At 40.9% G+C, this 25,479-nt stretch carries 20 protein-coding genes; 6 read left to right on the top strand and 14 right to left on the bottom strand.

Annotated elements, in window-relative coordinates; translation table 11 throughout:
• Positions 1-407: 407 nt before the first annotated feature.
• The gene (locus HFM85_RS09860) at positions 408-839 is read left to right on the top strand and encodes an SseB family protein (protein WP_173737992.1); all 432 of its coding nucleotides are present in this window, start codon (positions 408-410) and stop codon (positions 837-839) included.
• A 685-nt stretch (positions 840-1,524) separates the two neighbouring features.
• Positions 1,525-2,478 carry an alpha/beta fold hydrolase gene (locus HFM85_RS09855; RefSeq protein WP_173737993.1) on the top strand — a complete coding sequence of 318 codons (954 nt, stop codon included), beginning with the start codon at positions 1,525-1,527 and terminating at the stop codon, positions 2,476-2,478.
• Between the two features lie 436 nt (positions 2,479-2,914).
• Here HFM85_RS09855 and HFM85_RS09850 read toward each other — a convergent pair whose 3' ends face one another.
• A complete protein-coding gene (locus HFM85_RS09850) occupies positions 2,915-3,505 on the bottom strand; it encodes a TetR-like C-terminal domain-containing protein (RefSeq protein WP_173737994.1) in 591 nt (196 codons plus the stop codon).
• Between the two features lie 447 nt (positions 3,506-3,952).
• Between HFM85_RS09850 and HFM85_RS09845 the strand changes: the two genes are divergently transcribed.
• Positions 3,953-7,702 (top strand): YhgE/Pip domain-containing protein, encoded by a 3,750-nt coding sequence (locus tag HFM85_RS09845; protein WP_173754662.1) that lies wholly within the window; start codon positions 3,953-3,955, stop codon positions 7,700-7,702.
• Between the two features lie 156 nt (positions 7,703-7,858).
• On the opposite strand, the gene HFM85_RS09840 is transcribed toward HFM85_RS09845, so the two are convergent.
• The 13 genes from HFM85_RS09840 to rpmH all read right to left on the bottom strand — a co-directional run bounded on the left by HFM85_RS09840 (position 7,859) and on the right by rpmH (position 21,691).
• Positions 7,859-9,484, bottom strand: coding sequence for a DUF4340 domain-containing protein (locus HFM85_RS09840; RefSeq protein WP_173737996.1), 1,626 nt, complete (start codon positions 9,482-9,484; stop codon positions 7,859-7,861).
• Complete coding sequence (locus tag HFM85_RS09835; RefSeq protein ID WP_173737997.1) at positions 9,484-11,016, bottom strand: GldG family protein; 1,533 nt, start codon at positions 11,014-11,016, stop codon at positions 9,484-9,486. The genes HFM85_RS09840 and HFM85_RS09835 overlap by 1 nt, the downstream gene beginning before the upstream one ends.
• A 13-nt stretch (positions 11,017-11,029) precedes the next feature.
• Positions 11,030-11,893: an ABC transporter permease gene (locus HFM85_RS09830; RefSeq protein WP_173737998.1), complete on the bottom strand. Its 864-nt coding sequence runs from the start codon at positions 11,891-11,893 to the stop codon at positions 11,030-11,032.
• Positions 11,890-12,948, bottom strand: coding sequence for an ABC transporter ATP-binding protein (locus tag HFM85_RS09825; RefSeq protein WP_173737999.1), 1,059 nt, complete (start codon positions 12,946-12,948; stop codon positions 11,890-11,892). The genes HFM85_RS09830 and HFM85_RS09825 overlap by 4 nt, the downstream gene beginning before the upstream one ends.
• Before the next feature lie 292 nt (positions 12,949-13,240).
• Complete coding sequence (gene rsmG, locus HFM85_RS09820) at positions 13,241-13,960, bottom strand: 16S rRNA (guanine(527)-N(7))-methyltransferase RsmG (protein WP_119240157.1); 720 nt, start codon at positions 13,958-13,960, stop codon at positions 13,241-13,243.
• Positions 13,961-14,018: 58 nt separating this feature from the next.
• Positions 14,019-15,905, bottom strand: a complete 1,887-nt coding sequence (gene mnmG, locus HFM85_RS09815; RefSeq protein WP_173738000.1) for a tRNA uridine-5-carboxymethylaminomethyl(34) synthesis enzyme MnmG — start codon at positions 15,903-15,905, stop codon at positions 14,019-14,021.
• 100 nt (positions 15,906-16,005) lie between these two features.
• Positions 16,006-17,382: a tRNA uridine-5-carboxymethylaminomethyl(34) synthesis GTPase MnmE gene (gene mnmE, locus HFM85_RS09810; RefSeq protein WP_173738001.1), complete on the bottom strand. Its 1,377-nt coding sequence runs from the start codon at positions 17,380-17,382 to the stop codon at positions 16,006-16,008.
• A gap of 378 nt (positions 17,383-17,760) precedes the next feature.
• Positions 17,761-18,309: a hypothetical protein gene (locus HFM85_RS09805; protein WP_173738054.1), complete on the bottom strand. Its 549-nt coding sequence runs from the start codon at positions 18,307-18,309 to the stop codon at positions 17,761-17,763.
• A gap of 170 nt (positions 18,310-18,479) precedes the next feature.
• The gene (jag, locus tag HFM85_RS09800; RefSeq protein ID WP_173738002.1) at positions 18,480-19,490 is read right to left on the bottom strand and encodes an RNA-binding cell elongation regulator Jag/EloR; all 1,011 of its coding nucleotides are present in this window, start codon (positions 19,488-19,490) and stop codon (positions 18,480-18,482) included.
• Between the two features lie 21 nt (positions 19,491-19,511).
• Positions 19,512-20,834, bottom strand: coding sequence for a membrane protein insertase YidC (gene yidC, locus HFM85_RS09795; RefSeq protein ID WP_173738003.1), 1,323 nt, complete (start codon positions 20,832-20,834; stop codon positions 19,512-19,514).
• An 87-nt stretch (positions 20,835-20,921) separates the two neighbouring features.
• Positions 20,922-21,134 (bottom strand): membrane protein insertion efficiency factor YidD, encoded by a 213-nt coding sequence (gene yidD / locus HFM85_RS09790; protein ID WP_173738004.1) that lies wholly within the window; start codon positions 21,132-21,134, stop codon positions 20,922-20,924.
• On the bottom strand, positions 21,112-21,474 hold the full coding sequence (rnpA, locus tag HFM85_RS09785; RefSeq protein ID WP_119240151.1) for a ribonuclease P protein component: 363 nt from the start codon (positions 21,472-21,474) through the stop codon (positions 21,112-21,114). The genes yidD and rnpA overlap by 23 nt, the downstream gene beginning before the upstream one ends.
• 82 nt (positions 21,475-21,556) lie before the next feature.
• Positions 21,557-21,691 (bottom strand): 50S ribosomal protein L34, encoded by a 135-nt coding sequence (rpmH, locus tag HFM85_RS09780; RefSeq protein ID WP_005423866.1) that lies wholly within the window; start codon positions 21,689-21,691, stop codon positions 21,557-21,559.
• Positions 21,692-22,266: 575 nt separating this feature from the next.
• Here rpmH and dnaA point away from each other — a divergent pair.
• The 3 genes from dnaA to HFM85_RS09765 all read left to right on the top strand — a co-directional run bounded on the left by dnaA (position 22,267) and on the right by HFM85_RS09765 (position 25,477).
• Complete coding sequence (dnaA, locus tag HFM85_RS09775) at positions 22,267-23,634, top strand: chromosomal replication initiator protein DnaA (RefSeq protein ID WP_173738005.1); 1,368 nt, start codon at positions 22,267-22,269, stop codon at positions 23,632-23,634.
• 277 nt (positions 23,635-23,911) lie between these two features.
• Positions 23,912-25,027, top strand: a complete 1,116-nt coding sequence (gene dnaN / locus HFM85_RS09770) for a DNA polymerase III subunit beta (RefSeq protein WP_173738006.1) — start codon at positions 23,912-23,914, stop codon at positions 25,025-25,027.
• A gap of 243 nt (positions 25,028-25,270) precedes the next feature.
• Positions 25,271-25,477 (top strand): RNA-binding S4 domain-containing protein, encoded by a 207-nt coding sequence (locus tag HFM85_RS09765; protein WP_021650164.1) that lies wholly within the window; start codon positions 25,271-25,273, stop codon positions 25,475-25,477.
• Positions 25,478-25,479 lie beyond the last annotated feature (2 nt).

Genomic DNA, 25,479 nt, shown 5'->3' with positions numbered 1-25,479 from the left:
ATAAGCATAGCAGTTTTCTTGTATTGTTTTAGGTTGTCTTTTGATGATTCAACAATAAAACATATATATAAACTGCTGCTTTTATTTAAGAAAAAATAGAATTTCAGGAAAAAATCCGTCGTTTCACGTGCTTAGATCTGTCCGCCGCGCTAGTGTTTTAGTACAATATGTACATATGCACCATATAAAAACATATAGAAGAGCTTATATCATTCATATAACTTCTATAATTAATTTATACAGTGTTAAACTGATAAAATTATCCGTATTCGTCACACAGTTCTTCCTGATACAGACAAGCTTCCTCTCACCGTTTATTACTTTTAGCCTCTCACAGGGGACTTTCCTGATTTAGTTAAACTAACACACTTAAACTTATACACTTAATTTGAAAGGAATTTTCATACATGAATCCAAATAATAAAGACCTTACAAATGAATCTCTTCAGGGAAATGAAAAAATTGAAACTGCTATTGCTGCACTTCAGCAGGAAACCACTGAGGAAATGCTTGCTCACGTTCTTACTATAATCCGTCGCAGTATGAAGGAAAATAAACAACTGATTATTGCTGTAGAGCCTCCCAAAGGTGATGGCAAGATCAATCTTCAGACTATCCGGACTAACGATGGTAAACAATGGTTGGCTGCATTCACCAGCTTTGACGAAGAGCTCAAAGGTAGTGACAAGATCATGTCTACTTTTACTGCCGAAATTGACAAGATTTTTCTCACTGCATTACAGGAACCATCTATTGAAGGTGTTATTATCAATCCATGGAATCGCACCATCATGTTAAACAAATCCTTAATCAATATTATCCTTGGAAATCCTGTGTAATATTCCCACGTTTCACGTGAAATATAATGACACAACAGCATAAAAATGTAATAACTGTTCTTGTCCTTATACAAACTGTTACTGTATTTTTACCGAATCAGAGAAGTCACTGCTTCAATTACGAAAAATAAACAATGAGTAGCAACTTGCTTGTATCAGGAGAATCTTGTGCTCCTCCCGATAAACTACGAAGCAGTTATCCTGTGTAGAACAGTGTAGCAACTGCGGATGATTTTATCCGCTTAACTTTGTTTCACGTGAAACATATCTGTTAACTATCTGTTTATTCGCTGTTTATTCGCTTTTTCAACCAGCATATTACTGTTTTCTCATTAGTCAGTAACACGCACATCACAATGTACCATACTCTTTTTACACACAGCATATAAAATAGTGTTTGATTTGCAAATCCCTCCACTACTGCTTATTATATTTGCAATTATAGTAATGAGCTCCCTGGATCGATTAATTCTCATTTTTCTCCACCTTCGATTCAAAAAAGTACCTCATACCAGACCACATTACTGTTTGTTCCGTTCTCAGTAACACTCTTCGAGACGCACAGTAACACAGCCACTATTCATAGCTGTTCCGCGCTTACAAAAACATTGTAAATTTTAATCTAATAGCGTATAATAAAGCCTAGAATATTCAGAAATTTTGTTACGATTTCAGGAGGTTTTCAATGAAAAAAAATGGACACAGATTACTCACCCTTGCTGCTTTATTAGGCACAGCTGCAGGAGTTATTCATATTGCCAACCGTTTCATAGATGCCACATCCCAGCTTAAAGATATGCTGGAACAGCTACACAGCAAGACATATGAATGGCGTTTTGGAAGAATTCATTACACCAAACAAGGACAGGGCTCCCCACTTCTCCTTATTCATGATATTATGCCAGGTGCATCTGGTTATGAATGGAACGCTGTAGAAAAACAGCTGGCAACAGAGCATACTGTTTATACTATTGACCTCTTAGGCTGCGGACGTTCTGAAAAGCCAGATATTACTTATACCAATTTTGTATTTGCGCAGCTGCTCTGTGATTTTGCCAAGAATGTTATTAAAGAAGAAACTGATATAATTGCCAGTGGCTTTTCCGGTTCTTTTGCAATTATGGCATACCGAAATAATTCCGATTACTTCCGCAAGATCATGCTTGTAAATCCACCAAGTCTCAGTTCACTAAAACAGGCCCCTTGCGAAGATAACAAGTTATTTAAACATATTATTGAACTTCCAATTTTCGGAACACTGATCTATCATATGGTATCCGCACGAGAATCTATCAGCAGTTTATTTATGGAGAAAATGTTTTATAATCCGTTCCACGTGACAGATACTCTTGTAGATACTTATTACGAAGCAGCTCACAAGGGTGGTTCCAGTGCCAAATATCTGTATTCCAGCTATATTGGAAAATACCTTAATATCAGTATTAACAATGCAGTTGCTTCCTCTGATGCCTGCATCTATATTGTTTCCGGTGAAAAAGAAAGCTGTTATGCTCTGATATCCGAAGAATATCAGAAATTGAATTCTTCTATCGAAGTTGCAGCAATTCCCGAAGCAAAGCACCTTCCTCACCTTGAAAATCCGGAACTTTTCCTAGAGCAAGTATCCATTTTCATGTAAAACATAGCTCTTTTAACAAAATTCAGGAAGTCCCCACCCACTGTCTCAATCACCAAAATAATAAGCAGCGAGTGAGGACTTTCGCTTTCCTGTACTCCTCCTGATAAGCTGTAAATCAGTTATTCAATTCAGTATAGAACTACTTAGCAAATGCAGAAATTATCTTGAGCAGATATGCTCAGATTCGCAATTCATCTCACTACCTGAAGAAGCAGGAGAGAATTCTTGCTAGACTTTATTAAAACTTCATTTATTTAAAAAAGCAGACACTCATTTTTTTTGCATTGAATGTCTGCTTTTCCTAGCTTACATATTCTTCTGTTCTGTCTTGATATCTTTATATTTATATCTCAGCTATGAAATATAAAATACTTTGAGACAAACTCTATCATTCTTTGTTTCACGTGAAACATTTCATCCAACAGGTATTCGTAATTCATTTCAGTGCCTGTTCCAAATACATATGCGTAGTGTTATCGATCAATTTATGTGTCAGTTCTGCCATATGCTGTGTGGACTCCTGGTTATCAGAGGACAACCAGGTTTTAATCATTCCTACGCATCCATTAAGACAGAAGGCATAGGCATACTCAATATCTCTGTTATCCTTAGGCATTCTGCTGGACAGACGATGCAGCACTGTTTCAGCGATTAACTTCTCAATTCTACTAACAAACGCCATATCACCATTTTTTCCAAGCAATGCAATACAAATATCCTTATTATTATCCAGGATCGTAAAAATCTGCTCGATAAACGGGTAAGAACTCTCTTTATTATTAATAGGATCTAATGGATAATCATCAACTAAATGTGAAACCTCATCCATCAGTTCTCCCTCTATAGATTCCAGCATCTGATAAATATCGGTATAATGAAGATAAAATGTTGAGCGGTTGATATCAACCTCCTCTACCAGTTCTTTCACCGTGATTTCTTTAATACTCTTTTTCTGCATTAACCGAGCCAGACCTGCACGAAGCTGTGCCTTAGTTTTTCGTACTCTTCTATCAACTTTTTCCGCCATTTCAATTTCCCCCAATCATTAAAATGATTTATGCCATCAGAATATAAAAAATATTACAAAGAATTCTCACATGACATAAAATAGTTTCTAACAGGCAGAAACAAGCAGATTAACACTTCCTCTGCCTGATTATCTTCCTTGTCATCTGCACTTAAAAATAAAATCAAAACCCTTTTTTTATTTATAATACAGTTTACATTTCATAGACATTTCTCACATTTCTTGTCTATTAATGTACATACTGCAAATATTTAATGGTTGTATCTGTGGTATGTGTTTAGTATAATACATCACGTAAAGAAAATCAACACTTTGTTTGATAATGGATTTAAAAGCTATTAAGCAAATCTAAAATGATTAATAGATTCCACACCCATTACTGGAACAAGGTTTGATTAGTCAACTAATCTTTATATATAAAACTTAATAAAGAAAGGGATAGGTATTATGATCAAGAACGAATGGAAGAGCTTACTTCGTAATAAGCTTATGCTTGTCGTAGTAATCGCCATTATCGTTATCCCGATCATCTATGCAGGCCTGTTTCTGAAATCCATGTGGGATCCTTACGGAAGCGTGGATAACCTGCCGGTGGCCGTGGTAAACGAAGACAAACCAGTTGAATACAATGGCAAGACGCTAAGTATAGGTAAGGATATGGCGGATGAGCTGAAAGACAACGACTCAATGGCATTCAACATTGTAGACAGCAAGACAGCAGAGGATGGACTGGCAAATGGAACCTATTACATGGTTATCACCATTCCTAAGGATTTTTCCGCAAATGCAGCTACTGTAATGGACAAAAATCCAAAGCAGATGGAATTAGCCTATCAGACCAACCCCGGAACCAACTATATTGCTTCCAAGCTCAGTGAAACAGCAATCCTGAAACTTCGCGATAGCATCGCAGCTCAGGTTACTGAAACCTATACTGAAACCGTTTTTGATTCTATTACAGAAGCCGGAGACGGAATGCAGGAAGCTGCTGACGGATCCGGAAAGATCAAAGATGGACTTGATTCAGCCGCTGACGGAAACAAAACAATCACCAAAAACCTGAAGAAACTTTCCTCCAGTACTCTTACTTTTGTAAGTGGTGCTGAAAGCCTCACCGAAGGTCTTAAGACATATACCGATGGTGTTGCGCAGGTAAATGACGGTGCCAAATCTCTTGATGACGGTGCTAAACAGCTTGACAGTGGTGTTTCTACTCTTACTGCAAAAGTTCCGGAGCTGACATCTGGCATCAATTCTCTGGATGAAGGCGTTCAGCAATATACCGCAGGCGTGGATCAGCTTAATGAGAACTCTGATACACTGAAATCCGGTGCAGGCAGCCTGGAATCCGGTGCTAAACAGCTTAACAACGGCGTTTCCACTCTCACTTCAAAAGTTCCGGAGCTAACATCCGGTATTGATACTCTGGACAAAGGTATCCAGCAGTATACTGCAGGTGTGGATCAGCTCAATGAGAACTCTGATACACTGAAATCCGGTGCAAGCAGTCTGGAATCCGGTGCTAAGGCATTAAGTGAAGGTATTAATAATCTTTCCGACGGAGCGACCCAGTATGTAAGTGGTGCCGACTCTCTTGCTGATGGAACAGCAGCTTATGTAAAAGGTGCTGAGCAGTTAGCAGCTGGCGCAAAACAGCTCTCCGGACTGGGGAAACTTGGAGATGTTTCCAACGGTATTTCCCAGCTGAATCAGGCAGTTACAAACGGCTCTGATAAATCCACTTCTCTTGTAGATGGAACTCAGCAGCTTGAGGATGGACTGAAAACACTGAACAATACAGTTTCTTCTTTAAAAGACAGCACTACAGAAGAATCTATCAAGAAACTGGCTGCTGGTCTTTCAACAGCCAAAAAAGGTATGACAGACGCTTCTGACGGAATGACAAGTGCAGCTACCGGAATGACAAATGCCGCAGCCGGTATCAACAGTGCAGCTGAAGGTATCAACAAAGCGGCCACAACCATCTCCGGCACTGCAGATACACCTGGCGCAAGCAATTACATTGATCAGGCTGCCGGTATCATGACTCAGGTAAGCAATGGTCTTTCCACTGAGCTTCCTGCTGCTGTACAGCAGGTCGGCGATCAGTTCTCAACTGTAAGCCAGCAGATCAGTACGATTCTTTCCGGATACGGTGAAACTACTGGTGAAAGACTTACAGATGCCAACACAAAGATCGCTACAGCACAGAGCACTATGACCAATGCCGCAGCTGCTCTTCAGGCTATTCAGCAGAGCGCATCTGAAGATGGAACAATTTCTGCAGAAAGCCTGAATGATGTTATCAACACACTGAACGGTGCTGCCGGTGGAATGACTGCTGTAGATGGTACATACATGAGCAGTTATTCTGATCAGGTTTCACAGGTTGCAGCTGGTGTAAATCAGAGTCTTTCTGATACACAGACCACACTTAACAGCAAAGTTTCCGAAATTACTGCAGCAACTGATGGACTGAACAAAATTTCCGCTGGTCTTAGACAAATTTCTACTGGTCTGACTGAAGGTGCTAAGAACCTGAATGCAGGTGCTGATACACTTTCCGCCGGTGCTAAGTCCATGACAGATGGTGCAACCGCGATGAACGCAGGTGCTGAAAAAATGAACGCAGGTGCAAGCCAGATTCCAGATGTTCCTTCTGATCTGCTCACACAGCTTTCTACTGGTGTAAATCAGCTTTATGAAGGTGCTAAAGCAGTAAACAACGGAACAAAACAGGTTTCTGCCGGTCTGCAGACTCTGGAAACAAATACAGCTTCTTTCCCGCAGGCAGCGGCCGGAATCAAGGCACTGAATGCAGGATTTGATACATTAACTGCTAACGATGAGAAACTTACTTCAGGTGCTAAGAGCCTGAAAACAGCCGGTAAACAGATCTCCGGTGCACTTCCGCAGGTTAAATCTGGTGCAAGCCAGCTGGCAGAAGGTACTGAAACACTGACAGACGGAATCAAAACATATACCGACGGTATTGCAACACTTGCTGCAAACAGCTCCGCTCTTACAAGCGGTACCAGCCAGCTCTCTTCTGGAGCTAAATCTCTTGCAAGTGGTGCTACTACTCTTGCAAATGGTACTAAGGCATTAGCAAACGGTTCCAGCTCACTGACAGCAGGAATCACAACATACACTGATGGTGTTGCAAAACTTGCATCAAACAGCTCCGCTCTTACAAGTGGTACCAGCCAGCTCTCTTCCGGAGCTAAATCTCTTGCGAGTGGTGCTACTACTCTTGCAAACGGAACTAAGACATTAGCAAACGGTACCTCTACTCTTCTCAGTGGTACAGAAAAGCTTGTAAGCAACAACACCACTCTGAACGATGGTGCCAAGAAACTGGCAGATGGTGCTTCTCAGATCCAGAGCGGTTCTTCACAGCTCTATGATGGTTCCAAGAAACTTGGAAACGGCATGAAAGAACTTCAGGATGGTTCTGAAACATTATCAACAAGTCTTAGTGATGGAGCTCAGACAGTAAAAGACAATACTGCAAGCTCTGACACAATTAAGATGTTTGCAACTCCGGTTGTAAGCGATGAAACAAAACTTACTGATGTTCCGAACAACGGACACGCAATGGCTCCTTATATGATGTCTGTAGGTCTTTGGGTTGGTGCTCTGGCATTCTGCCTGATGTATCCTCTGGCTCAGTATAAAGGTAAGCTGAAATCTGGTTTTGCATGGTGGGCAAGCAAAGCCTCCGTACTTTATCCGGTTGCAATCCTTCAGGCAATTTGTCTGATCCTTCTGTTACATCAGTTTAACGGATTTACGCCGGCTGAGATGGGAAATACAATTCTCTTCGCCTGCCTGGCAGCAATGACATTTACATCTATGATGTACTTCTTCAACATTACATTTGGCAAGGTAGGAAGTTTCCTGATGCTGGTATTCATGGTAGTTCAGCTTGCTGGTTCTGCCGGAACTTATCCGGTTGAGATTTCTCCGGAATTTGTTTCCAAGATCCACGCATACCTGCCATTCACTTACACTGTTGATGCATTCCGTGCAACGATCAGCGGTGGCAGAAGCATTACCACTTCCGTTGTTGTTCTGGCTGTACTGTTTGTGATCTTCACGATCCTGACAATCCTCCAGTTCAATCACATGGCCAAGAGAAAGAAAGAAAACAAAGTTGTTCTTTTCGACTGGCTTGAAGAAAGAGGTCTTGCTTAATAACATGTAACTGACAGAAGCTCCCCCGAACCTTCTGTTAGATATAACAAAACCTGTATGGTGGTGAAAGCCACTGTACAGGTTTTTATCCATAAAAAAGCACTACCAACAGTACGTATTATCGTTTCCATCGGTAATGCTTTTTTATTATTTCTTTTATTCTGCCTCAGCAGTTGTGGTTGGTGTTTCCGTTGCTTCCGCGTTACCGTTTACCAGAGTTTCGTATGCTGTGAACATTTCTTTTACTGTCATTTTATTTACAAGGAATACTTTGTTGTCAACGACAGCTGCATAATAGTTTGTGTCATATGAGTAGAAGGTAACGGTTGTCTGGTTGTTATCTGTATCTGTGAAAACAACCTTCATTTCTGCGTCTGCAGCCGGTGTATAGCTTTCAGTCAAACGTTTCTGACCCGCCATGTTTACAAGCTTGTTGTAGAAAGTTGTAAATGTTGTGCTGTCAACCTCATTTCCATCAAGCTTATAGGTTGTTGTCTCTGTTTCATTTCCATCATCGTCTGTTGATGTTTCACGTGAAACATTTACAGTGTGTGTATCACCTGCGTAAGTAACCTGGAGCTGATCCATAGTTTTTACTGACTGATAATTTACAATCAGTGACCAGAGGTCGGAAGCTTTTTTGTCAATTATTGCACTTAATGTGTCGGTAGACATTGTGTAAACCTGTTTGTTATCTATTGTTACATACATGCTGCCATCATCTGCATTGTCACCTACGCAGATCACAAGCTGTTTATCTACTGTTGTTGTCTCAGTGGAGTCTCCAGTATCTGAACTGTCCGCAGCATCTTCACTTTCAGAACTATCACCGGAACTGCTATCATCAGATGCTGTACTGTCAATGCTGTCACCGGAATTATCTTCAGCGGAATCTGTATTGTCCTCTGTAACGCTCTCAGACGCCTCAGAATCGCTTTCAGACTCATCACTGCTGTCATTCTCCGCCTCTTCCTGATAATCCACTGTAATGGTCGCATACGGCTTATCGAGGCCATACTTGGAAAGATCTTTGGCATTGTAGTCTGTAAACTGATCATATGCCAGGCTTCCAAGTCCGGATGTTACATTTCCGGCTGCAGTTGTATCTGCTGTTTCTTTATCGCTGCCATCTGTAGAAACATCCCAGGTAGCTCCATCAGAATTTTCCTCAAGGATATAAGAATCTTCATCCTGACTGACCTGTACTTTCTTCACTGTAGAAGAATCAATGGTTGGGAAATCTTCTCCCTGTGCATAGTCATAAAGAGAATTCATAAACGGCGTTACTGCACTTGAACTTACCACATAAACGGTACTGTCTTCATCATCCTTTGCAATGTAATACTGATTCGTAGAAGTATTTTCATCTCCGATGTTGAATTTCGTTGTTCCGTCATCTGTTGTAACAGTCACGGAATTGGACGGAGAATCCAATCCATATTCCGTGAGGTCATCCACGTTTTCAAGAACTCTGTCTGCCTCCACCTTTTCCAGAGCGGAGGCTGCGGAATCAAGCGTTGTCTGATTTACAGGGAAAGCAGTCTCATCTTTTTTTACCCAGGAGTCATCTTTTTTCTCAAAGACCGTATCCTTCTTGTCTATGATAAATTCCAGGGATTTGATATCATCCGTTTTCGCAGAATACACTTCTGTTTTGCTTCCCTCTTCACTGCTGCTCTCTGTGCTCTCTTCTTTTGTCACGTAGGTGTTTAATCCTACGTAAACACCTCCAAGAACTGCAAGAACAACAACTGCCGAAACAAGTTTTGTCGATTTTTTCATTATGCTTTTCTCCTTCTGAGCCAGATCAGGAATCCTGCAACAAGGAATACGCCAGGAATCAGACCAATGGTGCAGATCTTCCAGAATGCCGCATCATAATCAGTAACTGTCAGGCTTGTAGACTGCAGACTCTTGGATGAAATAGAAACAGAGCTGCTTTCATCTGTGCTGGTCATCCAGCTTAAAGACTCCAGAAGAAGTTTCTCATTTCCACCGGATACCATCTGATTTACCTGGCTTTCCATCAGGTTTGCTGTGGAATAATAAACGATCTGTGTTTCTTTGTCATCATCCAGTTTTTCAGTGATAGCTACGCCAAGATCAAACGGTCCATTAACATCATCGTCCTCTTTTTCAATCTGACTGCTCTGCATGTTAGTCTTAGCGTAAGCCTGGTCAGAAGTTGTCAGGATACTGTCAATAGTTACTGTATCTCTTACATCGTCTGTTTTCTGGATTCCCTGTGCATACGGTGCAAGTACATAAGATCCTGCTGAAGCTGTCTCAGAGCTTGCATCTGTGCTGTTTACAGTCGGTACCAGATAATATGGCATCTGCATTCCGTAATGCTGGCTGTCACCCTCAAATACGATTCCTTCTGCACGTTTAACGCCATAGCTGGCAAGAACAGCATCAAAATTCGGCAGATCATCCTGTGTGTAGTCAGAGAAGATCATTGCCTTTCCACCAGCTTCCAGATAATCCAGGATCTCTGTTTTTTCCTCTTCGGAAATATCACTTGTCGGGGATACGATCATCAGGCAGTCTGCATCATCCGGTACTTTTCCTTCTGTGAGAAGATTCAGCTCTTTGATATCAATGTTGGCTTTCTGGATGTCTTCCTTGAAGCTGGAATCCAGATCTTTCTCACCGTGTCCGGATAAGGTGTACATGATCGGAAGATCCTCGGAAGTTACATATCCGATGGCACTTGTAATCTGTCCTTCACCGTCAAAACCTGTTGTTGTCTGCTGCCAGGTATTGTAATCTACAGAAGTAGAATACATGTCATTATAGCTGATAACCTTGTTCCGGTCTCCGCAAACTACGATCAGACTGTTTGCTGCAAGATCATCTGTTGTATATTCCGAAGCAAATTTCGGATTTACAACCGGATCTTTTACTTCAACTTTGATATGTTTAGATTCATCTTTATATCGTTTCAGAAGATTTGAAATGGTGTCATCCTCAGAACCGCTCTGTGCAATCTGGTAGATAGTAACATCTTTATCCAGTGCCTTCAGCACTTTTTTTGTTTCATCGCCAATAGTGTAAAGCTTGGATGAGCTTACATCAATCTGTGAATATTTGGATGGGATCGCACCTACGATCATATTGATCACAACTACGATCACAATAAAGATCGCTGCCATTGCCATGCTGTAGGAGCCGTTTTTGATATGTTTTTTACTGATGGTTCCTACCAGTTTTTTCGGATCTGGTTTATGTTTTTTCTTTTCAGATTCTTCCTGTGCAGCTTCATTTATTGCTGCCTCACCTTTATTTTTCTTGAATTTATCACTGAATTTCATTTCCATTCACCCCCTAGTTCCAGCGTCTCTTCTGAATGGACTGCATAGTAAGGAACAGGCAGATCGCAACAACAGAAATAAAATAAACAATTCCTGTCACGTCAAACACGCCGTTTGTAAAGTTGTCATAATGTCCGCTCAGATTGAATACATTCAGCACTTTCTGGATTCCTCCCTGGAAAATACTGGATTTCACAACGTATACGATAACAAGGGCAATTTCTCCTGCTGCTCCGATCACTGCAGAGATCAGAATATTTTTTATCATGGTATAAATGATAATCGCAACAGCCACGATCAGAAGTCCGAATGCAACTGCTGTTGACATGGATGTCTGTGAAAAGAATGAAGAAATTCCGTTCATCATATAAAAAGCAAACAGAAATACAAACGTAAGTACTGCTGCAATTACCTGGCTTTCTGTAAGTGCTGACATAAATACACCGATGGCCAGATTGGCGCATCCCAAAAGGAAAAATCCCAGGATTCCGGTGTATGCTGAAGCAAAGGAAACTGTTCCGAATTTACTCATGATCAGTGGATAAAAACACATGATCACAACCGGGATTGCAAATACTGCAACCAGTGCAAAATATTTTCCCAATACGATATCCCATACAGATACCGGTGCGGTTAGAAGAAGCTGATCTGTTTTTTGCTTGCGTTCTTCTGCAAGTACACGCATGGAAAGGATCGGCACACCGATCAGGAACACAAATGTCAGTGCACTTAACGTATATTCAAATTTTGAGTAGCCGCCTGAAAGCTGATATGCGGAAAAATAAATTCCCGTCAGCACCAGGACAAAAAATATAAAGAGATATCCAACCATGGAGGTCAGATAGCTTTTCAGTTCTCTTTTAAAAATCGCTGTCATGACTGATCCCCCTCTTTCTCGTCTGAAGCTTTCTCCGTTTCCTCAGATTTTGTTTCTTCGTCTTTATGTTCGTCTTCTATCGGCTTCCATTGAGATTTCTTCTTGCCCGCCGAAGATTTCTTTTCGCCTTCAGTGAGTTCAAGGAATACATCCTCAAGAGAAACTCTCTTGACCTGCATCTCATAAATCGGACAATTTGTTTTCGCCATGGCATAGAATACTTCTTCTCTGATATCCACATTTTCTTCAATGGAAATCTTTGTTTTCCACAATTCTTCATCGCTATCATAGGACATTTCCACAGCTGTAACACCTTCAATGGTTTCCAGCTTTTTGCGGATCGTATCTTTCTCGCCTTTTACTTTCATAAGAAGGCTGTTTGAACCTGCTGCCAGACGTTCCAGATTGTCCGGTGTATCGCTGGCCACCAGTTTTCCATGGGAAATAATGAGGACGTAATCACATACGGCTCTAACCTCGGAAAGAATGTGGGAGCTTAAGATAACGGTATGTTTTTTCTTCAGACTCTTGATCAGGTCACGGATCTCAATGATCTGTTTCGGGTCAAGTCCAACTGTCGGCTCATCCAGGATAATAACTTCAGGATAGCCCAGGATTGCCTGTGCAAAACCTACTCGCTGACGATAACCTTTGGAAAGATTTTTGATCAGACGGTCTTTCATGTCTGTGATCTTTACCATATCCATGACTTCTTTAATCTGTTTTTCTTTCTGGTTTCTTGGGATTTTTTTCAGATCAGCCGCAAATTTCATATATTCAAGAACTGTCATATCAAAATAGAGTGGCGGCATTTCCGGCAGATAGCCGATACATTTCTTAGCTGCTTCCGGTTCTTCCAGAATATCATGACCATCGATCATTACTTTTCCTTCTGTGGATGCAATGTATCCTGTGATCATGTTCATTGTTGTTGATTTTCCTGCTCCGTTGGGACCCAGAAATCCGTAAATTTTCCCCTTTTCGATTTGAAAGGAAAGGTGGTCAACAGCGGTATGGTCGCCATACTTTTTGACCAGATTACTTACTTCAATCACTTTACTCTCCTCCTTTAAACATCTTTTTCAATAGAAAATGCCCCTGGATGAAACAGAGAATGGGGGAATCCAGGGGCATCTCTATCATTGTATAGTGTAAAAGTAATTTGTGATAAAAGTAGGATAACTTTGTGATAATTTTGTGAAACTGCTGGACAAAAAAATCTCCTGTCGTACAAATTTCATTGTTGTTCGACAGGAGATTTCAATTTAACCGAATAATTCCTTGCAGTTATTCGGTACAGAACTGCATAGCAAATTCGACTTGTATATATTCATCTGAACTCAGCGATCATGCAAGTGGCTCTCTGAGCGGTGTACCGGCTTTTCTTGGATATTTGCCAGGTGTATTCTTTACTTTTTCGATAATTACCAGAGAGCGGCTGATCTCGGAGCCCGGAAGGTCAAAGTACCGGATGTCACGAATCTTTCCGCCGAGAATCTTTATTGCTTTCTCTGCTGCTTCTGCTTCTTCCTTTACGGAACCGGATTTATAGGACACAAAAACTCCTCCGACTTTTACATATGGGAGACAGTATTCGGATAAGGTTGCCAGGCCGGATACTGCTCTGGATACGCAGAGATCATATTTTTCTCTGTAGGATTTGTTTTTGGCATATTCTTCTGCTCTTCCGTGGATGGCGGAAATTCCGTTAAGTCCGAGAAGTTCGAAGGTTTCCTCCAGGAATTTTACCCGTTTGTTCAGGGAATCCAGAAGGCAGGCTTCCACCTCCGGAAAAGCGATCTTCAATGGAACACCCGGGAATCCTGCTCCTGTTCCAATGTCCATGACAGTTTTTACCTGGCTCATATCTACAGCCTTGACACAGCAGAGGCTGTCCAGGAAATGTTTCACGAGAACCTCATCAAATTCTGTGATTCCGGTTAAATTCATGACTTTATTTTTTTCTATCAGATATTCGTAAAACCGGATAAACTGGTGTTTCTGTGTGTCATTTAGAGTAATTCCAAGTTCTTCACAGCCTTTTTCCAGGATTTCTAAATTGTACATGTAGTTTCCTCTCTATTTCTTTATGTTTTTGTTGTTCTGATAAGATATATCTTTGTTCTTAATGCTTATGTCCTGATCTGCTTTCCAGATATACAAGAAGTACGGAGATATCAGCAGGGGATACACCTGAGATTCGGGATGCCTGTCCAATGGAGATCGGTCTGTAAGATTCCAGTTTCTGACGGGCTTCGATACGAAGACTTCCTACATCTTCATAATCAATATCTTCCGGAATTTTTTTCTGCTCCAGTTTTTTGAACTGTTCTACCTGCTTCATCTGACGGCGAATGTAACCGTCATACTTGATGTTAATTTCTACCTGCTCGCATACATCTTCCGGAAGTTCCGGCCTTTCTTTATCAATTGGCGCAAGTACATGATAATTAAGCTCAGGTCTGCGGATCAGTTCTGCAATAGTAGTTCCGGATTTCAGAAGTGTGCTTCCCTGAGATTCCAGAAGACTCTGTACTTCTGCAGAACCACCTACAGTTGTATGTTCTACCCTCTCGATCTCTTCCCGGATCATACGCTCTTTTTCCTGTAATTTATGATAGGTTTCATCGTCGATCAGGCCTACCTCCCAGCCTTTTTTGCGGAGACGGAGATCTGCATTATCCTGGCGAAGAAGCAGACGGTACTCTGCACGGCTTGTCATCATTCTGTATGGCTCATGATTTTCCTTTGTTACAAGGTCATCGATAAGAACACCGATATATGCTTCTGAACGATCCAGAATGAGCTGTTCTTTTCCTTTTACTTCCATTGCTGCATTAATTCCTGCGATAAGGCCCTGAGCGGCTGCTTCTTCGTATCCGGAGCTTCCGTTAAACTGTCCGCCGCTGAAAAGTCCTTTGATCTTTTTGAACTCCAGTGTTGGATAGAGCTGGCGTGGATTGATGCAGTCATACTCGATAGCATAGGCATTTTTTACGATCCTGGCATGTTCCAGTCCTGGTACAGAATGGTACATTTCATACTGAACATCTTCCGGAAGGGAACTTGACATTCCACCAATGTACATTTCATTAGTGTAAAGACCTTCCGGCTCGATGAATACCTGATGACGTTTTTTATCTGCAAAACGTACTACTTTATCCTCAATGGACGGACAGTATCTTGGGCCGGTTCCTTCAATCATACCGGAGTACAGTGGGGATCTGTCCAGATTTGCACGGATGATTTCGTGTGTTTTTTCGTTTGTATAGGTCAGCCAGCAGGATTTCTGCTCGATCTGTACGGATTCCGGGTCTGTTGAGAAGGAGAACGGAACTACCTTTTTGTCTCCGAACTGTTCTTCCATCTTGGAATAATCAATGGTGTTTCCGGCGATTCGGGCCGGTGTTCCTGTTTTGAAACGGAACATTTCGATTCCCAGTTTTTTCAGGGAATCAGTGAGATAATTGGCTGCCTGAAGTCCGTTTGGTCCCGTATAGTTGCTTACATCGCCGTAGATGCAGCGGGCTTTGAGGTAGGTTCCTGTACAGAGAACGACTGCCTTTGCATGATAAGTAGCTCCTGAAAAGGTTTTTACGCCCGTGATGTGTCCGTCTTCTGCCAGAAGTTCGGTTACTTCGCCCTGGCGAATGGTTAAATTCTCTGTGTTTTCCAGCGTTTTTCTCATTTCTGTGCTGTAGGCCTGTTTGTCTGCCTGTGCACGGAGAGAATGAACTGCCGGTCCTTTAGACTGATTGAGCATTTTGGACTGAATAAATGTTTTGTCTATATTTTTGCCCATTTCACCGCCGAGAGCATCCAGCTCACGGACAAGATGACCTTTGGAGCTGCCTCCTACGTTGGGGTTGCAAGGCATTAAAGCAATGCTGTCTACGCTGACTGTGAACATAACGGTTTGCAGACCCAAACGGGCACTTGCTAATGCAGCCTCGCAGCCGGCGTGGCCTGCGCCTACTACTATGATGTCGAAAAACTGTTCCAGATTTTTCATGCTTTTTCTCCTCGTATATATTTTTATTTTTTCTTTATTTCTTTATAAATTTGATTAGTTTATTTTCCCCTGACAGGATTCTTATTTTTTTATATGGACACTATTTTCCCATACAAAATTTAGAGAATATCTCATTAACAAGATCTTCCCCCAGTGATTCTCCAAGGATCCTTCCCAAACTCTCATATGCATCTGTCAGATCTATGGAATAGAAATCTTCGGGCATTCCGCTTTCTATACTATTTTCTACCAGAGAAAGACTTTCCACAGCTTTTAAAAACTCCTGTCTATGCCGTTCATTTGTGATATAAACTTCATCATTGAAGTTGATCTCTCCACTGAAGAACATTTCCCGGATTTTTTCTTCCAGGTCTGTAATTCCGGTTTCTTCTTTTGCCGAAATCGGTATCACTGGCTGATCTATTTTACTTTTTAAATATTCTATATCTATAGCCGATTTAAGATCTGTCTTACTGTAGAGGACAATTGTCTTTTTCTCTTGCAAAATTTTTATGATCTCTTCATCGTTTTCATCCAATGGTACTGAGGAATCTACTACATAAAGTATCAGATCTGCATCTGCTGCCATTTCTTTTGCCTTGGATACGCCGATCTTTTCCACGATGTCTTCTGTCTGGCGGATACCGGCCGTGTCTGCAATCTTTAATGTGATTCCATTCAGGTTTATATACTCTTCCAGTACGTCTCTGGTTGTTCCTGCAATATCTGTTACGATGGCTCTGTCTTCTCCCAGAAGCAGATTCAGCAGCGATGACTTTCCTGCATTTGGCTTGCCCAGTATCACTGTTCGGATACCTTCCTGCATAATCTTTCCGTCTTCTGCTGTCTTCAGGAGTCCCTGTATTTTTTCTTTTTCTTCTGACACGATTTTCTCTAATTCTTCAGAATATCCTGTCAGATCATAATGTTCCGGGTCATCTAATGCCGATTCAATGTACGCAATATGGTACAGTAATTTCTCTCTGATTTGCTGTACTGTTTTTCGTACTGAACCTTTTAATTGGCCTACAGAATTTTTTAATGAGTACTCATTTTTGGACTGTATTACATCCATAACAGCTTCTGCCTGAGACAGATCGATCCTTCCATTGAGAAACGCTCGCTTGGTAAACTCTCCTGGTTCGGCAATTAGGGCACCATTTTTCAGTACTGTCTCCAATACTTTTTTCATTGCCAGAACGCCTCCATGACAGTCAATTTCTATTGTATCTTCACCTGTATATGTCCGTGGACCTCGCATGGCCATGACCAGTACTTCGTCTATCATTTCCTCGCCATCATATATATATCCGTAATGAATCGTATGGCTTGGGACATTCTCCAGAGATTTTTTTCCACCCTTGGAGTGGTACACTTTTGATACAGTCTCAAAAGCTTCCGGCCCGCTGATCCTGACAATTCCGATTCCCGATGCACTCATAGCTGTGGAAATCGCAGCAATCGTTGTCTCCTCCATTATTCACTCTCCTCTCAAAAGTTCCTGCCAACAGGATTGCTTCATAATCCCGGCACAAAAAAAGTTATTCCGGAAAAGCTTTTTACATGCAAAAAACACGTATTATTCACGCTTTCACCTAGAATAACATCTTCTGTCAGTTTCTATATTTATAAATGTGATCTCTGCATTCCGGATGTCCGCTGCAGAAATATCGTTACTGTTCACTGAAATGTTTTTGTAAGCAAAGGTCACAGAAAAACTGAGAACAATGTAAACAGTAACGAAATATTTTTTATTATTTCTCTTCAATGATTATAAAGAATTGCTGTGGAGATTGCAATGATAATTTTTAATTTCCCATTAAGCTTTCACCTGTTTTAAGAGATTTAATAGCTGTTATACCCTTTTGTAAATAATCGGAACATCATATCCGAAGGTTCTCTTTCCATTCACTTCCATACTTTCCGATACCTCCAGACACGCATCTGAGAATTTTTCCCACAGTCTGAATGTCACAACCGGAGTAAATTGGCTCACACTGCCGCCTTCCCAAAAACCATCCTTTTCCTGATATAATGCCGGTGTAAACTTCACAGATTTTCTGAGTTCACTATAATCTACAGTCTTCATAGAATTATAAGAAAACGTATTTTTGTCTTCTCCTTCCGGAATTTCATAGGAAGACAGCATAATTTTATCGTTATTATCTGTAATAAGAAATAGATGTGGTGATGCGTGACGTCTTCCGGCCGTCTCATAATAGCTTTCTTCTACAATAAATATTCCAGTAAAATCTTCAGGAATATTTTTTATTTTATCATTGCATACTGTATTTACATGTTGTGCATACGGAAATATTTTCCCGGCTTCTTTCATTTCTGTAAATTGCTCTTTATTATCAAAATGCCCTGTCATAAGCTTTACAAATTTTTCAATTTTCATAATGATGACCTGCCTCTCTCGTGCCCGTCAGGCACACTAATCAAGCGGATATTCGCAATCCATATTCGCCACCTGGCTCTGCACCGATAAACCACTTCGCAGTTTATCAGTAAAAAAAGCCGTATCCACAGAGCTTTCGCTCCGGACTACGGCTTATATTTTTTACCACTGAATCAGTAATTATTCCTTTTCAGTTTTACCACTACATGTCTGTAAGGTTCTTCACCCTCACTGACTGTCTCTACATAGCGGTTGCCCTGCAGAGATGCGTGGATGATTCTTCTCTCGTACGGATTCATCGGTTCCAGAACTACCGGTTTTCTGGTTTTCTTCACCTTGAAAGCAATTCCTCTTGCAAGGTTTTCCAGAGTTTCTTTACGGCGTCTTCTGTAATCTTCTGTATCAAGTTTTACTCGGATATAAGTAGACTCTCCTTTGTTTACCACAAGGCTTGTCAGATACTGAAGAGAATCCAGTGTCTGTCCTCTTTTTCCAATGAGGATACCCATATCCTCACCTTCAAAATCTACATCAAGAGAGCCATCTGCAGTGTTATATTTGGATGTAATCTCCACTTCTCCAAGATCCATGGAACCAAATACATCATGAAGAAATACAACTGCTCTCTCCTCAACCTCTTTGATCTTCTGCGGATCTGTAAGGATCTCCACCGGTCTTCCCTGCTTCGGTGCCTTTTCACGTGTTTCTTTTGGCTGACGCTCCTTAGGAGCTCTTGGCTGTTTCTCACGTACAGGCTTGGCTTTGCCCTGGAAATCTCTTACCGGTTTTTCCTTCGGTGCTGCAGCCTTTGCAGGTGCTTTCTCAACTGTTTTCTCCATCTGTACAGTTTCTGTCTTCACCGGTTTCTTCTCCTTTACAGGAGCTGCTTTCGGTGCAGATTCTTTCTTAACATTCGGAGTAAACGGCTTGTCTAATTCCTTCTCATCCTTAACAGCATCCAGTTTCACGGACTCTACCAGAGCATCGATTTCCTGCATATCAGAAACTGGCTCGATTCTGCGAACTTTGATCACGGCAGGTTTGCTGCCGATTCCGAAAAATCCGGAGCTGCCTTCACTGATAACCTGAATATCAAGCTGGTCACTGGAAGTTCCAAGCTCAAGACACGCTTTTGTGATAGCTTCATTCTTTGTTTTTGCTGAAAACTGAATGTAATCCTCCATTACGAACCCCTCCGTTCCTGATTATTTCTTCTTATTTCTCTCGTCAAAGTCTCTTACGAGATTAGCTTTGGCTGTGATGCTTCCTGCTTTTGCATTTCTTGACTTCGCATAAGCTTCATCAACCTTGCGTGCTCTGTCTGAAGCACCATTGTTTCCGCTGTTACCCTTATCAATTACAGGTTTATTGATATTCTTGGCGGACTGATGAGCCTGATTTGTGATCTTCTGAGGCGGAAGTCCTTCCTTCGCACGCTTCGCTTCGATCTTCTTCATATTCTCATTAACCAGATCATCAATGTTCATCTTATCAAGATGACGGTTGATCGCAAACTGCTGAGCACTTCGTACAACAGCACTGGCGATCCAGTAGATACCAAGACCAACCGGGAATGTGAAGCAGAAGAATGCAGACATCAGCGGCATAACCATGTTCATGGTCTTCATGGAGCTTGCCATTGCACTGGCCTGATCATTTCCGTCTGTCGGCTGTGTTGCTGCCTGTGGCATAAGCTTCAGGTTAAGCATCTGAGTTGCCCATGCAAGAACCGGGATCAGAAGTGCTATGATCGCAAGTAACAGAGAACCATGATTTTTGAGGAACTCCATGATATAGTACAGTGGCTGGTCTGCGATATTCAGTCCACAGAATCCCTGCATCTTGGAAATCTCATGAGAAGTACTTGTGATCATATCAGAAAAGCCTGAAAACTGATCCATCTTGGCCAGCTCTTTCCACTGTTCAGGAGAAAGTGCATACAGAAAATCAACAATAGAGTTACTTGTAGCATTTCCGGCACTGTCCATAACGAGACGTACTCGTGTCATGGAATTATCTGTAATAAACTGCTGCAGGATATCCGTGTATCCGTTTACAACTACCAGCTTGTCAACTACACCAGTAAAAATGCTCTTTACACTTCCAACGTAAGCAGGAATTCGGTAGATAACCTGATACAGTGCAAACAGAATAGGCATCTGAATGGCTAACTGTACACAGCTACCGGTGGGAGAAACACCATATTTCTGATAAACAGCCTGGGTTTCTTCGTTCATTTTCATCATGGAGTCCTGATCTTTTTTACCCTGATATTTCTTCTGGATCTTCTGGATCTCAGGCTGCATGATCGCACTTAACTTGGAAAATTTCTGCTGCTTGATCTGCAGCGGTGTCATAAAGGCAAAGATAAGAATACTGAAGATAATGATACAAAGACCAATGTTCTGGATTCCGAACAGGCCGTCAAGCATCTTATATATGCCATCCATGATCCATCCCATCACAGACACGATCTGTCCGATAATAGGAGTTCCGGTTTTTGTTGCTAAAAACAGTTCCAAATTCATTTCCTCCTAGACTTCTTATTCAATTGTAAAAGTCCAATGGTAACTGCTCCACCCCTGGGAAAAAGAGGCCAGGCAGTCCAAAATAATTCATGGCACAGGGTCATAGCCTCCATGGGAAAAAGGATTGCATCGCAGAATCCTCCATGCCGCAAGAAGGCTTCCCCTGAATGCGCCATATTTTTCGATTGCTTCCAAACCATATTGAGAACATGTGGGAATATAAGGACATTTCGTTCTCTTCATCGGCGATATATATTTTTGATAGAGTCTTATCATCTTAATCAGAAATTTCTTTATCATGTTCATTCCCTGTTATGTGATGCTTTCTTGCAAGATGCAGAAAAGCACTCTCGATCTCGTGAAAGCCTTTGCCCTTGGCAGAAGCTCTCGCTACTACTACAATATCAAGGTTACTGTCAAAATCTGTTTCGTTGAGACGATAACTTTCTCTTATCAGTCTGGTGAGTCTGTGGCGAACCACACTATTCCCTACTTTTTTACTTACAGATATTCCCAGACGATTCTTCTTGTGCTGATTCTTCAGCACGTACATCACCAGAAGCCGATTTGCGTATGATGTTCCGTTCTGATATACAATTTTAAAATCTTTATTCTTCTTTAAGGACTCTGATCTGATCAAACGAATCCTCCTTAATTAAATTCCGTCTGCACGGATATTTCTCCGGATAGAAGAAAAGACCACATAAATGCGGTCTTGCAGCTTATGCTGATAACTGTTTTCTTCCTTTTAATCTTCTTGCAGCTAATACTTTACGTCCGCCCTTTGTGCTCATGCGAGCTCTGAAGCCGTGAACTTTAGCTCTGGATCTCTTTTTTGGCTGAAATGTCATCTTCATAGGTAAAGCACCTCCTTTATCTATTCTTAATTAATTGTTATGAAATAACTTATCATTCAGAACATCGTTTCAATTATATAAATAAACCTCCTTTTCGTCAAGTAAAAAATGCGAAAAAACCTATAAAATCAGGCATTCTTATAACTACCACCATCTCGCGGTTTTTTATTTTTACATTTATGTGGAAAGTGCATATGGTTTACGTAACATTATCCACATTTTGTGGATAACTTGTGGATAACTAGTGGATTACCGGGAAAACTATCCACTTTTTTCAAACATTTTTTCACCTTGATGTCAAAAAAAGCCTTTATATGCGGTATTTTGACAGTGGATTATTTTATACACATAATTCTTCCACATTATCCACGCAGTTTCTACTTATGGAAACCAATTCACCTGTTATCCACAGTTTTCCACCCTAATCCACATCAATTTCCCCAGGATATCCACAATGTTTTCCCCAAAATCTCAACGTTTTCCATTGCGAAAACCCCATTTTCAGTGTAATATATAAAAGGATATCTGTCTCCAGCCACAGGCTGGGGTTATTATAATACTCATGGGAGGAAAAAATGAACACTGTTATTGAAAAATGGGAGGAGATCCTTAACACTGTCAAATCTGAATATGAGGTGACTGATGTCCCTTTTAATACCTGGCTTAAACCGCTGAAAGTCTATGAGGTTGACGGAAATCTGATAACAGTCATTGTTCCCTCTGAGCAGGCAGGCATCGGTGTTAATTACATCAGTAAACGTTATAAAATACCACTTCAGGTTACGATCTGTGTACTCACAGGCATGGAAGAATGCGAGGTTCGCTTCGTCCTGGAAAAAGATCTCCCCAAGAAAAACGAAAAAAATACTTCCTATGATAAACAGGTTCAGGATACACGTTACGAAGAAGCACATTTAAATCCAAAATACACTTTCGACACATTCGTTGTAGGAAGCAACAACAAATTCGCTCAGGCAGCAGCTCTGGCAGTTGCGGAATCACCGGGAGATACTTACAATCCGCTCTTTATTTACGGAGGAGCCGGACTTGGAAAGACTCATCTTATGCATTCCATCGCTCATTTCATACTGGAACACGACCAGAACAGCCGGGTTCTCTATGTAACCAGTGAGGAATTTACCAACGAACTGATCGAAACCATTCGAAACGGAAACAATACTGCAATGAGTAAATTCCGTGAAAAATACAGAAATATTGATGTTCTTCTCGTCGATGATATTCAGTTTATTATAGGAAAGGAATCCACACAGGAGGAATTTTTCCATACTTTCAACAGTCTCCACAGTGCCAAGAAGCAGATCATCATATCTTCAGATAAACCACCGAAAGATATGGAGATTCTGGAAGAAAGATTCCGTTCAAGATTCGAATGGGGTCTGATCGCAGACATTACACTGCCGGATTATGAAACACGAATGGCAATTCTTCATAAAAATGAGGAGATGAACGGTTACAACATCAGTGAAGATGTCATCAAATACATTGCAACCAACATCAAATCCAACATTCGAGAGCTGGAAGGTGCCTTCAATAAGGTTATGGCCGGAGCTAAACTTGAGAAAAAAGAGGTCACTCTTGAACTTGCCGAGCAGGCACTGAAAGATATTATTTCTCCAGATGAGAAAAAAGTGATCACACCGGAATATATTATCTCTGTTGTCTCCGAACATTACGGAGTAACACCAGCAGACTTAAGCGGAAACAAACGAAACTCAAAAATCGTCATGCCTCGCCAGGTTGCCATGTATCTTTGCCGTGAAATTATTTCCACACCACTGAAAAATATCGGAAAAGCACTTGGAAACCGTGACCATACAACAGTTATGCACGGCATTGAAAAGATCGAAAACGAATTGCAGAACGACGATAACTTAAAAAATACCATAGATATATTGAAAAAGAAGATTAATCCACAAGGTTAGGAAAGTTTTCCACATTACTGGTGTATAACGTGTTGATTGTATGTGGAAGGATGTGTACAACTTTTTTGCAAAAAAGCGGCGGTAATTTTATCCCCGGTTTATTCACATCCGAAACTACCACTTTTACACAAAGTTATCCCACCTGAAAACCCTTGAAAACATCAGCCTTACGGGAGTTTTTCACAAAATCTGTCCCCCTACGGCGGTTACGGCGGATTTTTTCTATAAATATATCTATAAAAACCACAATTTATCCAAAAAAGGAGTTATACACATTATGAAAATTATCTGCTCCAAATCAAGTCTGTTAAAAAGTGTAAGTATCGCACTCAAAGCAGTTCCATCAAAAACCACCATGCCAATACTTGAATGTATCCTTATGGATGCAACAACAAATCAAATTAAATTTACCACCAATGATATGGAACTGGGAATTGAAACTATCGTTGATGGTATTATTGAAGAAAAAGGAATGGTCGCTCTTGATGCAAAGATTTTTTATGAAATCATCAGACGACTTCCAGATAATGATATTACTATTAAAACTGATGATAAATATACAGCAACCATCACCTGTGAAAAAGCAAAATTCAATATTCCCGGAAAATCCGGAGAAGATTTTGCCTATTTACCAATGATCGAGAAGGATGAACCACTTACAATTTCTCAGTATACGTTGAAAGAAATGATCAGACAGACCATTTTTTCTATTGCTGTGAATGAAAACAACAAGCTGATGACAGGTGAACTTTTTGAGATCAAGGATAACTGTTTGAAAGTAGTTTCTCTGGATGGCCACCGTATTGCGATCCGAAAAATGCCACTTAAAAAAGAGTATTCTGACCGGAAAGTGGTAGTTCCGGGAAAAACTTTAAGTGAAGTAAGCAAGATCCTGTCCGGAGAAGTGGATGATCAGGTAAGTATTTACTTTACAAAAAACCACATTCTCTTTGAATTTGATCAGACTATGGTAGTTTCCAGACTGATTGAGGGCGAATATTTCAGAATTGATCAGATGCTTTCCAGTGATTATGAAACAAAACTGAAAATTAACAAAAAAGAGTTCCTGGATTGTATCGATCGTGCGACACTTCTTGTCCGCGAGGTTGATAAAAAACCAATCATTATCAACATCACAGATGATGATATGGAGCTGCGTATTGATTCTGCAATGGGTTCCATGAATGAGGAGATCGATATTGAGAAAGAGGGTAAAGATATTATGATCGGCTTTAACCCGAAATTCCTGATCGATGCTCTTCGTGTTATTGATGATGAGACCGTTACAATTTACCTTGTAAACCCGAAAGCACCTTGCTTTATCCGTGATGATGAGGAGAATTATACTTATCTGATCCTTCCGGTAAACATCAACCAGAATCAGGGAAGATAGTAATTGTGCATTATAATGTATATGTCCGCGTGACACGTACACGCAAACAGCATTATTGAAGCATATGTAACTGAAAATATAGCTGCCAGGTGGTATTTTAAAACTACCCCTTTTTGAAAAAAGTCTGAAGGTGGTAGTTAAAACTGCCCCCAAATCTGATCAATATAGAGGATTTTTTACTGGCGGTAATTTATTGCAGGGCAGATATTTAAAATCTGCCTGATATTTTGAGAGGAAAAAGAAGTGGAAATCAGAATTAAAGATGAATTTATTAAGCTTGGTCAGGCACTGAAGCTGGCGGGGGTTGTGGAAGACGGTGTTGAGGCGAAATATGCTATCAATGACGGCCTTGTTCTGGTAAACGGCGAGGTTGAAAACCGCCGCGGCCGCAAGATCCATCCGGGAGATACCATTTCCTACGATGGAAAAGATATTTATGTGATTGGGTGAAG

The organism is Blautia schinkii (assembly GCF_013304825.1).
GTDB classification, from domain to species: Bacteria; Bacillota; Clostridia; order Lachnospirales; family Lachnospiraceae; genus Blautia_A; species Blautia_A schinkii_B.
Note: the sequence above shows the minus strand (reverse complement) of the source record. Positions and strands in the feature narration are given on the sequence as shown.